Raw genomic sequence first — 14,298 nt, forward strand, 5'->3', positions numbered from 1 at the left:
CCTGGATAAAAGCGTTTAAGGCAAAAGACGAGCAGGCAACAAGCGCATCAACTGCGTATCGAACCAGGCCACGAAGGCCGGTGACGGCACCGCATCGACCGCCAGGTACCACCAGTCGTGTGCCGCGAAAGCGCGGCACTTCACCGCATCCTTCTCGGTCATGACCAGCGGCAATGACGGCATAAAATTCAAAGCCTGCGCGCTGTACTCTGCGTGGTCAGCAAAAGCATGCGGGACTGGCCGCCAGTGTAGCGTTTCAAGAGTGCTGAAGAAACGTTGTGGATTGCCGATACCGGCTACTGCGTGCACGGCCTGCCCTGCCGGGAAGTGGTCGAGCGGGCGTCGCTCGCCGCTCGACAGATTGACCAGTGTAGTGGGTTCAAGTCTGAATCCGAAGCCATCGTCGCGATCCGCCGTAGCACCGTTGTAGAGCAGCGCATCGACGCTCTGCAGGCGCTCGATCGGCTCGCGCAACGGCCCGGCGGGCAGGCAACGACCGTTACCCAAACCGCGGGCGGCATCAATCAGCACCAGTTCAAGGTCGCGGGCCATGCGGTAGTGCTGCATGCCGTCGTCAGAGAGAATCAGATCCAGAGGCTCAGCGGCCAGTAACGCCTGCACCGCGCGGCTGCGATCGGGGTCGATCATCAGCGGCACACCGCTGCGCTGAACGATCAATAGCGGCTCGTCGCCGGCGACATCAGCACTTTGCCCGGCCTCGACTCGCCACGGCAGCTGCGGTGGTTTGGCGCCATAACCGCGGCTGACCACGCCCACCCGCAGACCGCTGCGCTGGCAATGCTTGATCAACCAAAGAATCAGCGGCGTCTTGCCGGTGCCGCCCACCGTGATATTGCCGACCACGACCAACGGCACCGGGGGTTGGTAGATCTCACCCACTCCGGCCAGAAAGCGTTCACGCTTGCGCAGCACCACACGTCGATACAGCCACTCCAACGGCTGCAGCACCTTCAGCGCGGGATGGCCGTTATACCAGGCGGCAAGCAAACGATCGGAAAGTGCCATCAGTGAGCCGGTGCCGCCTCGACGGTGGTCATGCGCAGATGGCTGAAACCGAGCTTGCCGGCAGCATCCATGGCGGTGATCACGGCTTGGTGTTGGGTTTTGCCATCAGCGCTGATCGACAAAGGCAGGTGGGTATCGCCTGCGGACTCTTTCTGCAGCGCCTCCATCAGGCTGGCCAGATCGTTCTTGGGCAGCAATTGATTATTCACCGTGAACACACCGTCGGCACTGATGGCGATATCCAGCTGCTTGGCTTGCTGGTCCTCGGCCGGCGAACCGCTGACAGCTTCCGGCAGCTCAACGCGCAATTGGGTTTCACGGGTAAAAGTGGTGGTCACAACGAAAAACAGCAACAGGATAAACACCACGTCGATCAGCGACGCGAGGTTGATATCGATTGTTTCCCGCTGTTTGCGGCGGAATTTCACGCTCTGCCCTCGACCAGATCAACATCACGGTCGCCCTGCACGACCTCGACCAGTTTGATCGCTTCCTGCTCCATGCCCACCACCAGTTCATCGACCCGGCGTTGCAGGAATCGGTGGAAGAACACCGATGGAATACCGACCATCAGGCCTGCTGCCGTGGTGATCAATGCTTTGGAGATACCACCGGCCAATACCGCGGCGTTGGTGGTCATGCCCGAGCCCATGAATGCGCTGAAAATATCGATCATGCCCAATACCGTACCCAGCAGCCCCAACAATGGCGCCATAGCGGCGATGGTGCCCAGTGCGTTGAGGTAGCGTTCAAGTTCATGAATCACCCGCGCGGCGGCTTCTTCGATGCACTCTTTCATGATCTCGCGGCCATGTTTTGAATTGGCCAGGCCCGCAGCCATGATCTCGCCCAATGGGGAGTTGGCGCGCAGTTCCTTGAGCTTTTCTTTATTGAGTTGCTTGTCCTTGATCCAGACCCAGACCTGCCCGAGCAAATTATCCGGGGTGACGCGGCTGGCTCGCAGGGTCCACAAACGCTCGGCAATGATGGCCAGCGCAGCGATGGAACTCAGAATGATCGGCAACATCATCCAGCCGCCGGATTTGACCAATTCCCACACAGTGACAGTCCCCTCGAAAAAGTGCGCCACTCTAACATAGGGCCTCGACGCACCGAAGACCGTGATGTTGCCTGTCGTCCGGCTTTAATAACTCGCGGTTATTTACTCCCGTCCGGATCACGCCAGAAGCGTCGTTGCTGGCCTATTGCCTCAGGCGGCTTGAAGCTTCCCAACTGAACGCGCAAGGCTCCTTGTTCGGCACTGTCATAAGCAATCATGCCCAGTTTGCGGTAACGCGCCATTACTTGCGGGTGAGGATGACCGAACGAGTTTCCGCGCCCGCGCGAGATCAGCACCGCCGAGGGCGAAAGAGCATTGAGAAATGCCACGGAGGACGAACTGCGACTGCCATGGTGCGGCGCCTGTAGCCAGTCAGTAACAACGGCCAAAGGACTGTCCAGCAGTGCGCGCTCGGCCTGGGCGTCGATATCGCCGGTCAGTAGCAGGCGTTCGCCGTTGGCTTCGACCTGCACTACGCAGGATTTCTGATTACTGTCGGTCGCGGATGACCATTGCCAGAGTTCGAAACTCACCCCGTCCCATTCCCACCTCTTGCCACTCTCGCACGACTGCGCTTGCAGCTCGGCAGGCAACGCATCAGGGTCGCCACTCACCACGCGCGCCACCGGCAGCCCTCGCAGAACCGAACGAGCGCCACCGGCATGATCGGCATCGGCGTGACTGAGCAGCATCAGGTCCAGTCCTCGCACGCCCAGCTTGCGCAATGAAGGCAGCACCACCCATTCTCCGAGATCGAAATCACCGAAACGAGGCCCGGCGTCATACAACAGAGTGTGATGACGAGTGCGCACGATAATGGCCAACCCCTGCCCGACATCCAGTTGCCAGATTTCGGCCTCGCCTTGGGGCACCGTTCTGAGCGGCGCAAAAACCACCAACAACAGCATCGGCCAACCCAACAGCCGCAACGGCAGTCCTTTGGGCAATAACAGTAGAAAAGCACCGATAACGCTTATCCCCCAGACCCAGAGAGGAATCGCTGCGGGCACCCATGCAGGCGCATACCCCGCCACCAGCGCCAGCCCCTGAAACAGCCAGTCGATCAAGCCGCCCGCCAGCCACAGCAACCCTTCACCGAGATACGGCAGCGGCAAGAGCAAGGTACCCAACAAGGCCGCAGGCAAAACCACCAGGCTGACCCAAGGCACGGCGAACAAATTGGCCAGTGGCCCACTGATGCTGATGGGCAAACCAAGAATCAGCAACACCGGACACAAACCAATAGCAATCAGCCACTGGGCACGGGTCCAGGTTTGCCACCCACTCCAGGCGCCCAAGCGCCCGCTGAACGTAAAAATCAACACCGCCACTGCCGCAAACGACAGCCAGAATCCCGGCTGCAAACTCGCCAGCGGCTCAAGCAACAGGACCACATTCAGCGCCAGCAACAACGGCCACCAGGCCCCCAGATGTCGAAAGCGCAGCCGCCAGAGCAGGACCAGCCCGATCATCACGCACGCTCTGCGTACCGGCACTTCGAACCCCGCCAGCAAGCCGTAACCCAGCGCCGCGCCGAAGGCCATCGCGCAGGCCCACGGTAGCCAAGGCAAACGTGTTGGCCACAATCCATACCGCGCCAGCCCGGCGATCAGCATATAAATCGACCCGGCCAGCAGACCAATGTGCTGCCCGGAAATCACCAGCAAATGCACCGTGCCGGTGTCTTGCAGGATCCGCCAATCGGTGGATGTCAGCCCGGCGCCATCACCCAGCACCAAGGCTGCCAACGCACCGGCCCGGCCTTGGGCGTCGACGCTCAAGAGTCGCTGCCGGATGTCGTCGCGCCACGCCCACTGGGCACTTGCGAGCAACTGCCCGTCCTTGACCGTGCCTGTGGCGCCGATTCGTTGCGCCAGCAACCAGGCGTCGTAATCGAAAGCATGGGGATTGAGCAAACCGCCCGGGCGTTTGAGCTTGACCGCCAGTCGCCAGCGTTCGCCGCTGTGGACCGGCGGCCCGCCGTACCAGGCCAGCCGCATCAACTTCGGCAATGGGGTCCGCCGCGATTGCCCACCCTCAAGCTCGAAACGCACCACACCATCGGCGTTCTGCGGCAAGCCCACCACGCGCCCTTCGAGCCAGCGAGTTTGCCCATCGAGACTGAGCGCCAGGCGATCATTCAAAGCCCAGTGCGCGCCCGCACACGCCCAACTGAAGCCGAACAGAAAAAATGCCAGTGGATAAGTCCGAAACGGCAAAAGCATCAATAGCCAGATCGGCGGCAGCGCCGGCAAGAAACGCAGGGTCAACAGACCCAACGCGAGCGCAAACATCCCTGTGCGCATAAGTCCGTCCATGGGAATCCTTTCTCTCGGAATAGCCGAGCCGCACGGGCGCAGCTTTATTAATTGTCACAAAGTCTGAATTTTCCATCCGTAGAATCCGGGCATACTTGCCGCTTGAACCGACCGAGATGCCCTATGCCCCGGCGCCTATTCAAACGTTACATGCCAGACCCGACCAGCATCCGGGAACACAAATCCTTACGCTTTCTTGGCACGTTGCTGCACGACCCGAATCTTTGGCACCTCAATCGCCACTCGGTAGCACGCGCGATGGCGGTGGGATTTTTCGCCGCGTTTCTGCCCATTCCATTGCAGATGCTGGTGGCGGCGATTCTGGCGATAACCGTGCGCGGCAATATGCCGATTGCCGTCAGCCTGGTCTGGTTGACCAACCCGATTACCATGCCCGCGGTATTTTTCTGCACCTACCAGACCGGCGCCTGGCTAATGAACGTGCCGGCCCGAAGCCTGCCGGACGAGCTGTCCTGGGAGTGGATCAGCGGCGAGTTGTCGACGCTATGGCAGCCTTTCCTGCTGGGCTCAGTGGTCACTGGGCTGGTCTTCGGCGCCCTCGCCTATTGCCTGACCATGCTCTACTGGCGCTGGTGGGTCAGCCGGCAATGGACGCGGCGCAAGAAAAGCCGACTGTAAAAATGCAAAAACGGCACCCTTGGGTGCCGTTTCTGTTTTGGAAGGTTGATCAGGGTATGCTGCCTGGCAACAACCGTGGCGAGGCTTTCGCAGGTTACTGGCGCATACCGCGACCGCTGACCAGCAGCCGTGCGCAACCGATATACAACACCACCGTCGCGACCAGCATAAAGGCGATGGCCACGCTGATCTTGATATCCGACACTCCAAGGATGCCATAGCGGAAGGCGTTGACCATATGCAGCACCGGGTTGACCAGCGACACGGTCTGCCAGAACGGCGGCAACAATGTGATCGAGTAGAACACCCCGCCCAGATAGGTCAGCGGCGTCAACACGAACGTCGGGATAATCGAGATATCATCGAAGTTGCGTGCAAACACAGCGTTTATGAAGCCCAATAGCGAGAAAATCGTCGCCGTCAGCACCACCACCAGAATGGTCACGCCCAAGTGATGCACCTGCAGATCGGTGAAGAACAACGACAGCAGCGTCACGATCACCCCGACCATCAGCCCGCGCAACACACCACCCAAGGTGTAGCCAATCAGAATGGTGTGCGGCGAAACCGGCGAAACCATCAGTTCTTCGATGGAGCGCTGGAACTTGCTGCCAAAGAAACTCGATACCACGTTACCGTAGGAGTTGGTAATCACCGACATCATGATCAGCCCGGGCACGATGTATTCCATATAGGTGAAACCACCCATATCACCAATCTGCCGACCAATCAGGTTGCCAAAGATCACGAAGTACAAAACCATAGTGATCGCCGGCGGCAGCAGGGTTTGCGGCCAGATCCGGGTAAAGCGCCGGACTTCACGATAGACGATGGTATTGAGCGCAACGAGGTTGGGCTGCAGCTCTGAACTCATACCGCCACCTTCGCCAGATTTTTCTCCACCAGGGACACGAACAACTCCTCAAGGCGATTGGTTTTATTGCGCAGGCTCAGCACTTCGATGTTTTGCGCGGCTAGTTGACCGAACAGCGCAGTGATGCCAACTGATTTATCAACCTGGACTTCCAGGGTGTGACTGTCGACCAGGCGGTTCGGATAGCCGATCAGCTGCGGCGCGACCTTCATGTCGGTTTTCAGATCGAGCAGGAAGGTCTCGACATGCAATTGGCTGAGCAACTGCCGCATGCTGGTGTTCTCGACAATGGTGCCATGGTCGATGATGCCGATATTGCGGCACAGCTGCTCAGCCTCTTCCAGGTAATGAGTGGTGAGGATGATGGTGATGCCTTTCTGATTCAGCTCGGTGAGGAAGGTCCACATCGAGCGACGCAGCTCGATATCCACCCCGGCAGTTGGTTCGTCGAGGATCAGCAGGCGAGGTTCATGCACCAGCGCGCGGGCGATCATCAATCGACGCTTCATGCCGCCGGACAAGGAGCGCGACGGTACATCACGCTTGTCCCACAGGCCTAGCTGGGTCAGGTATTGCTCGGCCCGCTCCTTGGCAATTTTCGGCGGGATGCCGTAGTAGCCAGCCTGAGTCACCACAATGTCGAAGGTCTTTTCGAACTGGTTGAAGTTGAACTCTTGCGGCACCACGCCAATGCAACGCTTGAGCGTGGCGGGCTCACGATCGAGATCATGCCCAAAGATATTCACCGTGCCGCTAGTCTTGTTCACCAGGGTGGAGAGAATGCCGATGGTGGTGGATTTGCCAGCGCCGTTGGGGCCGAGCAAGGCGAAAAAATCACCTTCGGCGACATCCAGATCGATACCACTCAGGGCCTGGAAACCGTTGCCGTAGGTTTTGGTTAGCTGCCGGATGGACAGAGCGGAACTCATATCGGATTTACGCACCAAGAAGGGAGGAAAGTTACAAATAAGGGCGGACCGCACAGAATGCAACGGCGGCGAACCAGGGCAATGGTGCTTGTCGACGCCGCACAAGTACAGTCATGTGTATTGATAGTCGGTATTAAGTCAACGCAGTCATGACGGCTTTCTGATAAGCCGGGCGCTGCTTCAGGCGCTCATACCAGGCCTCCAGGTGGCGCATCTGCGGGCGCTGGATGGGCATTTCAAACCAGGCGTAAATAAAGCTGCCCAGCGGAATATCGCCCATGCCGATTTCATCACCGGACAAATATGGATGCTCGGCCAGCGCCTGATCGACCATCGAAAGCAACTCGGCACAGGTCTTCTGTGCCGCGTTGATCTTGACCCAATCCTGTTGATCCGCCGGGGTGCGCAATACGCCCCAGAACAGATGACGGAACGGTTCGGCCAAGGTCGAGGTGGTCCAGTCCATCCATTTTTCAGCAGCGGCCCGCGCCCGCACATCCACCGGATACCAGGCCGAATCGGCGGCATGCCTGGCGCACAGATAACGCACGATGGTGTTGGACTCCCAGAGCACGAAGCCGTCGTCTTCGATTACCGGAATTCGGCCATTGGGGTTCATGGCCCGGTATCCAGGTGTATCGACCACACCAAAGGCACCGCCCGCGTCCAGCGCTTCGTAGGTCAGACCGAGCTCTTCGGCGCACCAGAGTGCCTTTCTGACATTCGACGAATTTTTCCGACCCCAGATCTTCAGCATGACTGCCCCTTGATGGATGAATGCCGGGGCAGTCTACGCCGGATCAGGCGCGACTCAAATCGGTCTGCATATCACCCGGCCGGGCTGGCAACTGATCGCTGAACAAATGCGGATAACATTTTTCCAGATGCTCGAAGAAGAAAACTTCAGGCACATCCGTGAACTGCCCATGGTCCACCAGGTACTCCATCGACTGTTGCCCCTGACGATTGAACGGGTGGAACACGCTGTCATTGACTCCGTCGAACTCAAGCGGTGCCACATCGAACAACTCACAGAGTTGCTGATTGAACGCCGGGGTGGCCTTGACCCAACGGCCCTGCAAATACAGCTCGGTGTAACCGTGCATGGCAAACACATCGCTTCTGAGCAGCGCAAGCAAGCGTGGCGTCGACAGATGATTACGCACATCGGCCAGACCGATCCGTGCAGCAATTGCGCAATGCCGGGCGCATCCGGCGAGCAAGGTCGCCTTGGGCACGCAGTAGCTTTCACCGGTCGCCAGCGCATAACTGCCGCGCAAGGTCTGCGGGTCACGGCTGAAGGTATAAGGGTTGTAGCGCACGGCATCGCGCACGGCGTAATAGAGATTGATCGCCTGTTCGAGCGGGTCACGACTCTTGCCGCGATGCGTTTCGGCGAACTCCACCACCGATGGATGGTCACTATCGATGAAGCGGCCGGGACTCAGATACTCGTGCATGAGAACAATCTCCTGGAGAAGCCACGAGTCTAGCGATAGCCCTGGTACAGAGATAACGACGTTTCGGCCAAATATCAGAGCTTGCCGCTCTGTTAACGCAGGAATTCAACAGTCCGCTATCGAGACAACTTACGAAGTTCACCCGATGTTTCCTACAGATTCAAACACATCGCTCTTAGCACCCTGTTTCGTGGATGCCGTCTAAGCTCTCAGGATGGTTTTGCCCCTGTTTCACGGAGGATTGAATATGCTGCTGTTGTGGATACTGGTTCTGGTGGTCGGGATCGCCTATCTGGCACATCTCCGCACCACGCCCTTGCCCGCCTTGGGCATGATCGCTGTCTACCTGCTGGCGATGGGCGCCTTCAGCCGTGCACCAGGCTGGCTGTTACTGATTTTCTGGGTGATATTTGCGGCTGTGGCCGCGCCCTTGTTGTTGCCGGACCTGCGACGTAAATACTTCACGGCGCCGCTATTGAGCTGGTTTCAAAAAACCTTGCCGCCAATGTCGCAAACCGAACGCGACGCCATTGATGCCGGCACAGTCTGGTGGGACGGCGAGCTGTTCAGTGGTCGCCCGGACTGGAACAAACTGCTGGCCTACCCAAAGGCGCAACTGAGTGAAGAGGAACAGGCATTCATCGATGGCCCGACCGAAGAGCTCTGCGCCATGGTCAGCGACTGGCAGATCAGCCAGTCCATGGACCTGCCGCCAGAAGCCTGGGATCACATCAAGCAACACGGTTTTTTTGCCCTGATCATTCCCAAGGAGTTCGGCGGTAAAGGCTTCTCGGCCTATGCCCACTCCCAGGTTGCGATGAAACTGGCAACCCGCAGCGGCGACCTGGCTTCCACCGTGATGGTGCCTAACTCCCTCGGCCCGGCCGAACTGCTGCTGCATTACGGCACCGACGAACAGCGCAACCATTATCTGCCCCGCCTCGCCCGTGGCGACGATATCCCCTGCTTTGCCCTGACTGGCCCGCTGGCAGGTTCCGACGCAGGAGCAATGCCCGACACCGGGGTCATTTGCAAAGGTGAATGGGAGGGTAAAGAAACCCTCGGCCTGCGCCTGAACTGGGAAAAGCGTTACATCACCCTCGGCCCGGTTGCCACCTTGCTCGGCCTGGCCTTCAAGGCTTATGACCCGGACCACCTGCTGAGCGAAAATGAAGACCTGGGGATCAGCCTCGCGTTGATTCCGACCGACACTGCTGGCGTAGAAATCGGCCGTCGCCACCTGCCGCTGGGTGCCTCGTTCATGAACGGCCCGAACTCCGGCAAGGACGTCTTCGTGCCGCTGGAGTTCCTCATTGGCGGCCAGGAAATGCTCGGCAAAGGCTGGATGATGCTGATGAACTGCCTGTCGGTCGGGCGCTCGATTTCGCTACCGGCCGTCGGCACCGGCGCGGCCAAGTTCACCAGCCTGGTGACCGGCCAGTATGCGCAGGTTCGCGAGCAGTTCAACGTACCACTGGCGGCCTTCGAAGGGATTCAGGAAGCAATGGCCCGGATCGGCGGCAATGCCTGGCTGATGGACGCCGCACGGATGCTCACCGCCAACGCGGTAGACCTCGGCGAGAAACCCTCGGTACTCTCGGCCATTCTCAAATACCACCTCACCGAACGCGGTCGCGAATGCATTAGCCACGCCATGGACGTCCACGGCGGCAAGGCCATCATCATGGGCCCGAACAACTACCTCGGCCGTAGCTGGCAAGGCGCACCGATCTTCATCACCGTGGAAGGCGCGAACATCCTCTCCCGGAATCTGATGATCTTTGGCCAGGGTGCGATTCGCTGCCATCCATTCGTGCTCAAAGAAATGGCCCTCGCCGGCCGCGAAGACAAACAACAGGCCCTGATCGAATTCGACGGCCTGCTGCTCAAGCACATCGGTTTTGCCGTGAGCAACGCCGCCAGTACCTTGGTGTTGAACCTTGGCCTTGGGCGTTTCGAACACATGCCAGGGGACAAGCTCAGCCAGCGCTACTTCCGCGCCCTCAACCGACAGGCCGCAGCTTTCGCCATGCTCGCCGACTTCAGCATGATGCTGCTGGGCGGCGAACTGAAACGCCGCGAGCGCCTGTCCGCGCGCCTCGGTGATGTGCTCAGCAACCTGTATCTGGCCTCTGCCGCACTCAAGCGTTATCACGACCTCGACTCACCGGAACATCTGCATCCGCTGTTCGTCTGGGCCATGGAAGAAAGCCTCGGCCAGTCCGAACGCGCATTGGACGAACTGCTCACCAACTTCCCGAGCAAGGTACTCGGCTGCCTGCTGCGGGTGCTGGTATTCCCGCTCGGTCGTTGGCACAAAGGGCCGTCAGACAAGATGGGAGCTGAAGTCGCGGCGGTCATCTGTCGCGCCAAAGGCGATCCAACCCTTGAAGAGTTACTGGGGGGCTGCTATCGCCCGCAATCGACAGAGGATCCGGTCGGCGCCCTGCAGCATGCCTGCGACTTGCTGAGCGCTGCCCAGCCGCTGCAGAAAAAACTCCAGACGGCGCTCAAAAGCGGTCAGCTCAAACCTGCCGCCGGGGAGCATGCCATCGACGCCGCGCTGGAGGCAGGCGTCTTGCAACCGGTTGAAGTCCAGACCTTGCATGAAGCAGAGGCGGCACGGCGCAAGGTTATCGATGTCGATGACTTTGCCAAAGATGAACTGACGCTCAGCGCGGGGAAAACCCGTTAGACCAGTCCGTATAGCTGTTCAATTATGAAAAGCGGGTGTCGGAGTTATATACTTGCGCGCCCGTTTTGCTTTAGCTCTAGAGGACTCCCGTTATGCTCGACCACACTCTCGCCCTGCTCGCACACTTGCGCAGCATCCTGGTCGCCTTGGGTGAAGCCGAACAGGTTCCGGAAGAAAGCCACGAACTTTTCCTCGAGCGCTTCGACGAACTGATGCTGCAACTGCCGGTCGACCCGATCGAAAGCCAATACCTGGGGCAAGACATTCTCTGCCAGGTCATCGCGCGTTATCCGCAGATTGCCCATCTGGTGCCACGCGATCTGCTGTGGTACTTCGCCGGCGACTGCCTGCACTTCATGCCCGACGACGAGATCGACCTGTACCAGGCCCTCGAAGATCGTCGTTATGAAGCCGAACAGAACGACGAGCCGTTCGACTGGAACCAGGAAAAACAGCTGCTTTCGATGTCGAACCAGGACGTCAAGCACTGATTCAACGCACAAACGCAAAAGGCCCGCTCGGTTAAGCCGGCGGGCCTTTTTATTTGCTGATGAACTGCAGCGTAAGCAAGATCAAAGCAACCCATCGCTTTGCGCAAGCTCATCCGCCAGTGCAGTTTTGCTGGGAACACTCGACTTCCCCGGCTTGCTCAGCGTCGGCTCCTTCTCCAGGCACTCCACCAGATAGTCGATGAACACCCGCAGCTTCGGCGGCAAATAGCGCGTCGGCGAATGAAGAAGCCATGCTCCGCCGTGATACGAGGCGAGAAAGGTCCAGTCCGGCAGCACCTGCACGATCAGCCCCTGCTCCAGCGCATAACGCGCGGTGAAGTACGGCAAGCTGCCAATCCCGATATGCTGGAGCACCGCCTCCAGCCGCACACCGGTATGGTTAGCCGCATAGCGTCCACGCACCCCCACGGTTACCGCTTTGGTTCCCTGCCTGAACTTCCAGCGCGCATCACTCGGCGTCTCACCCAGATAAATACAACTGTGGCTGAGCAGGTCATGGGGATGGGTAGGTGTCCCGTGCTCGGCCAGATACTGCGGCGTCGCACACAACAAGTGCTCGATACTCAGCAACTGACGCCCCACCAGACCGGCCGGCGGTCGATCCGTGATGCGAATAGCGAGGTCTACGTTATCGTCGATCAGGTCCACGTTGCGGTCTTCGAGTAACAACTCCACATCGACCTTCGGATAGCGACGCAAAAATTCCGGCATGTGCGGATGAATAACAAATCGCCCTACCGCCTTGGGCACACTCACTCGCACCAGCCCCTCGGCCTCATGGGTGTACTGGCCGCTGATTTCCATCACCGACCTGGCCGCACTGACCATCTCCTGGCAGCGCTTGAAGACCTCTTCGCCACCGTCGCTAAGCCGCAATTTTCGCGTGGTGCGCTGCAGCAGCCGGATGGCCAGCACCTTCTCCAGTCGCGAGATGCTGCGACTTACCGCTGAAGGCGACGAACCCAGTTGCCGGGCGGCTTCCGAGAAACTACCGGTCTCGACAACTTTGACGAAAATCGCCATTTCACCCAGCAAAGGCAGTGGAAGATTTATGCTCACAACGCAAAAGTCCATTGATGTTTGAATGGATTATCACGCAATTCCAGCATCCATATAATAAAAATAGAAATTTCAACAAGAGCATGAGATATGACACTTCGCCTGTTTTTCCATAGCGATGACCTCGAAGCCAATGTGGAAGTCCTGGATTGCACGCCCCACGAGAACGAATTTTCCGTCACCTTGCGCGCAACGCCCTTCCACCCCCAAGGCGGTGGCCAGCCCTTCGATACCGGCTGGATCGGCGAAAGCCAGGTACTGCGCGTCACCCAGGAATCGCACCGGATCGTGCATTACGTCACCCATCCGGTAACGCCGGGAATAACGCAAGTACGGGTGGATGAGCAGCGTCGTCAGATCAACACTCGGATGCATTCGGCCGGCCATTTGATCGGCCACTTTGCCGAATCACTCGGCTGGATTCCGATCAAAGCCCACCACTGGCCCGGCGAGGGACGAATTACCTTCAAGCCGGGAGAAAGGCCACAGGACTTTGATGTCGACCCCCTGCAGACTGCATTGAATCAATGGATCGCAGATGACCTGCCGCGGCTGATTTCCCAGCGCGAGGGCACCCGCGAAATCGGTTTCGGCGAGCTGCCGGCATATGGCTGCGGCGGCACCCATGTACGTCGCCTACAGGAATTAGGCTCAGTCAAGATCGCTACCCTTTCGCAAAAGAAGGGAACGCTTTCAGTTCACTACAGCGTGGACTGATCCATTGGCGATATCGCTCCAGACGTAATGCTTGACGTCAAGCGTCTCGATACGACGCGCATAAAAAACTCGCCAATGAAGAAACACTCGCCATTCGCGTAAAGAGTCGAGCCTGTTTTTTTGTCGGCTATCGGGGCAATGCCTCACCCATTACTGACTGGAGTTGAAATGCTTTCGAACTACCTGGGCGAGTTTCTCGCACTGGCTACGATCCACCTTCTGGCAGTGGTCGCCCCTGGGCCGGACTTCGCAGTCACCATCCGTCAGAGCGTGCGCTACGGTCGGGTGGTCGGGTTGTACACAGCCATCGGGATCGGCGCAGGCATTTCGGTGCATGTGCTTTACACCTTGCTCGGGGTTGGCGCGCTGATGCACACCACACCGTGGTTGCTGAGCGTCGCCAGGGTCGTCGGCGGCGCCTACATCCTGTATCTGGGGGTGAGCCTGATGCGCAGTAAACCGAAAACCGCTGTTGACGGCAGCAATGCTGCGCCGGAGCAAATGGAACGTCAGACTTTACCCAAAGCCTTCATCACCGGATTCCTGACCAATGCCACCAACCCCAAGGCTACGCTGTTCTTCCTGGCGATTTTCACGACGGTCATCAGCGCTTCGACACCACTGACGATTCAGGCGCTTTACGGAGTCTGGATGTGTTTTGTAAATGCGCTGTGGTTCATCATTGTTGCGCTGTTCTTTTCCAGCGCCCGCGTGCGGTTGCTGTTCATGCGCATGGGTCACTGGTTTGAACGGACCATGGGTGTGATCCTGATTTTGTTCGCTGGGCGACTGATCCTGTCGATGTGATTGGACACGCAATGCAAAAAGGCCCGCTCAGCATGACTGGCGGGCCTTTTTGACATTGTCGCGTTCAGGCTGGATACAAAATACGCACAAACAAAAACGCCGCTCAGAGAGCGGCGTTTTTGTATAAATGGAGCGGGAAACGAGACTCGAACTCGCGACCCCGACCTTGGCAAGGTCGTGCTCTACCAACTGAGCTATTCCC

The 14,298-nt window shown here is 58.7% G+C and carries 14 protein-coding genes; 5 read left to right on the top strand and 9 right to left on the bottom strand.

Annotated elements, in window-relative coordinates:
- Positions 1-15: 15 nt before the first annotated feature.
- The 4 genes from lpxK to AC07W5_RS09190 all read right to left on the bottom strand — a co-directional run bounded on the left by lpxK (position 16) and on the right by AC07W5_RS09190 (position 4,392).
- Positions 16-1,026, bottom strand: coding sequence for a tetraacyldisaccharide 4'-kinase (gene lpxK / locus AC07W5_RS09175; RefSeq protein ID WP_495010726.1), 1,011 nt, complete (start codon positions 1,024-1,026; stop codon positions 16-18).
- Positions 1,026-1,454, bottom strand: a complete 429-nt coding sequence (locus AC07W5_RS09180; protein ID WP_494994016.1) for an ExbD/TolR family protein — start codon at positions 1,452-1,454, stop codon at positions 1,026-1,028. Before AC07W5_RS09180 ends, lpxK begins: the two co-directional genes overlap by 1 nt.
- Positions 1,451-2,086 carry a MotA/TolQ/ExbB proton channel family protein gene (locus AC07W5_RS09185; protein WP_495010727.1) on the bottom strand — a complete coding sequence of 212 codons (636 nt, stop codon included), beginning with the start codon at positions 2,084-2,086 and terminating at the stop codon, positions 1,451-1,453. Before AC07W5_RS09185 ends, AC07W5_RS09180 begins: the two co-directional genes overlap by 4 nt.
- Positions 2,087-2,184: 98 nt before the next feature.
- Positions 2,185-4,392 (bottom strand): DNA internalization-related competence protein ComEC/Rec2, encoded by a 2,208-nt coding sequence (locus tag AC07W5_RS09190; protein ID WP_495023234.1) that lies wholly within the window; start codon positions 4,390-4,392, stop codon positions 2,185-2,187.
- Between the two features lie 135 nt (positions 4,393-4,527).
- Between AC07W5_RS09190 and AC07W5_RS09195 the strand changes: the two genes are divergently transcribed.
- Complete coding sequence (locus tag AC07W5_RS09195; RefSeq protein WP_494994018.1) at positions 4,528-5,043, top strand: DUF2062 domain-containing protein; 516 nt, start codon at positions 4,528-4,530, stop codon at positions 5,041-5,043.
- 94 nt (positions 5,044-5,137) lie between these two features.
- Here the strand turns inward: AC07W5_RS09195 and AC07W5_RS09200 are convergent, their stop codons facing one another.
- The 4 genes from AC07W5_RS09200 to AC07W5_RS09215 form a co-directional block, all read right to left on the bottom strand.
- Positions 5,138-5,917, bottom strand: a complete 780-nt coding sequence (locus tag AC07W5_RS09200; RefSeq protein WP_494994019.1) for an ABC transporter permease — start codon at positions 5,915-5,917, stop codon at positions 5,138-5,140.
- On the bottom strand, positions 5,914-6,846 hold the full coding sequence (locus AC07W5_RS09205; protein WP_495023217.1) for an ABC transporter ATP-binding protein: 933 nt from the start codon (positions 6,844-6,846) through the stop codon (positions 5,914-5,916). Before AC07W5_RS09205 ends, AC07W5_RS09200 begins: the two co-directional genes overlap by 4 nt.
- 133 nt (positions 6,847-6,979) lie before the next feature.
- Complete coding sequence (locus AC07W5_RS09210; protein ID WP_495023218.1) at positions 6,980-7,603, bottom strand: glutathione S-transferase family protein; 624 nt, start codon at positions 7,601-7,603, stop codon at positions 6,980-6,982.
- Between the two features lie 43 nt (positions 7,604-7,646).
- Entirely contained in the window at positions 7,647-8,306 is a 660-nt protein-coding gene (locus AC07W5_RS09215; RefSeq protein WP_495023219.1) for a transglutaminase-like domain-containing protein, read from the bottom strand.
- Between the two features lie 247 nt (positions 8,307-8,553).
- On the opposite strand from AC07W5_RS09215, the gene AC07W5_RS09220 reads away from it, so the two are divergent.
- Both AC07W5_RS09220 and AC07W5_RS09225 read left to right on the top strand, forming a co-directional pair.
- Positions 8,554-11,001 carry an acyl-CoA dehydrogenase gene (locus AC07W5_RS09220; RefSeq protein ID WP_495023220.1) on the top strand — a complete coding sequence of 816 codons (2,448 nt, stop codon included), beginning with the start codon at positions 8,554-8,556 and terminating at the stop codon, positions 10,999-11,001.
- Between the two features lie 92 nt (positions 11,002-11,093).
- Positions 11,094-11,492, top strand: coding sequence for a PA2817 family protein (locus AC07W5_RS09225; RefSeq protein WP_494994024.1), 399 nt, complete (start codon positions 11,094-11,096; stop codon positions 11,490-11,492).
- A gap of 81 nt (positions 11,493-11,573) precedes the next feature.
- On the opposite strand, the gene AC07W5_RS09230 is transcribed toward AC07W5_RS09225, so the two are convergent.
- Positions 11,574-12,572, bottom strand: a complete 999-nt coding sequence (locus AC07W5_RS09230) for a LysR family transcriptional regulator (RefSeq protein WP_494994025.1) — start codon at positions 12,570-12,572, stop codon at positions 11,574-11,576.
- Positions 12,573-12,662: 90 nt separating this feature from the next.
- Here AC07W5_RS09230 and AC07W5_RS09235 point away from each other — a divergent pair, with 90 nt between their 5' ends.
- Both AC07W5_RS09235 and AC07W5_RS09240 read left to right on the top strand, forming a co-directional pair.
- Positions 12,663-13,289 carry an alanyl-tRNA editing protein gene (locus tag AC07W5_RS09235; protein ID WP_495023221.1) on the top strand — a complete coding sequence of 209 codons (627 nt, stop codon included), beginning with the start codon at positions 12,663-12,665 and terminating at the stop codon, positions 13,287-13,289.
- Positions 13,290-13,457: 168 nt separating this feature from the next.
- Entirely contained in the window at positions 13,458-14,096 is a 639-nt protein-coding gene (locus tag AC07W5_RS09240) for a LysE family translocator (protein ID WP_495023222.1), read from the top strand.
- The last annotated feature ends 202 nt before the right edge of the window (positions 14,097-14,298 follow it).

Source organism: Pseudomonas sp. GW821-FHT01E05 (genome assembly GCF_059422425.1).